1 protein-coding gene is annotated in these 991 nt (G+C 40.8%); it reads left to right on the top strand.

The genetic code is table 11. From position 1 onward, the window contains the following. The coding region (locus tag ACM0OZ_RS48995) for a group II intron reverse transcriptase (RefSeq protein WP_414590186.1) at positions 1-905 on the top strand (905 nt) is incomplete at its 5' end. Between the last annotated feature and the right edge of the window lie 86 nt (positions 906-991).

The following is a 991-nucleotide window of genomic DNA, read 5'->3' on the forward strand; positions in this document are numbered from 1 at the left end:
TAATAGCACCCCAGAGTGTAAAATTGGGAATATGGAAATGCCTAAAAGCAGGGGTCAATCCGGAATTCCCTGAACAAGGTACACCTCAAGGTGGCGTGTGCAGCCCAGTACTTGCCAACGTTGCCCTACATGGAATAGAAGCCATACATAAATCTGTGAGATACGCAGATGACATGGTTTTTATTTTTAAAAAAGGTGACAACCAAGCAAAAGTTTTTGATAAAATTATAGAATTTTTGCGTATTAGGGGTCTAAATATTAAGACAGCAAAGACCCGATTTGTGTCCGCGACTCACGGATTTAATTTTCTAGGTTGGAATTTCATTGTCCAGCAAAACGGAAAGTTTAGATGTACGCCCTCAGAGGATAACTATTTAACATTCCGTAAGAAAGTTAAAGGCATAGTCAACAACTCGAATTACGGTGCTTTAGTTAAAGCTGAAAAACTTTCATCCATAATTAGGGGATGGAGAAACTACCACCGTTACTGTAAGATGGATGGTTCAAGATTCTCATTGTGGTTTACCCGTTTGAGAACATGGAATGTCTTTAATAAAGAACCCAAACTTAACCGCCATCAAACGGATGCTTTAATAGATAAAGCATTCCCAGCAGTACCATATTCAGAAAACAAACACATCATGGTTAAGGGAAATGCCTCCCCATTTAATGGTGACATTGTTTACTGGAGTAAAAGAGAATCCAAACACTACGATGGGATAACAGCCAAAGTTTTAATCAAGCAAGACCATAAGTGTGGGTATTGCGGTCTTCGGTTCATAGACGGTGAAGATATACACCTCCATCACATTGATGGCAACCACAATAACTGGAAATCCCAAAATATGATGGCAGTACATCAATCCTGTCACCAATATATCCACATGAGCAAAAGGGATACTTAAGATTGTCGGGAGCCGGATACACGGAAACGGGTACGTCCGGTTCTAAATGGGAGGGGCGGGAGATAATACTCCCCCTCGACCTAACT

The sequence above is a fragment of the Scytonema sp. PCC 10023 genome, assembly GCF_963920835.1.
In the GTDB taxonomy this organism is placed as follows: domain Bacteria; phylum Cyanobacteriota; class Cyanobacteriia; order Cyanobacteriales; family Nostocaceae; genus Kalymmatonema.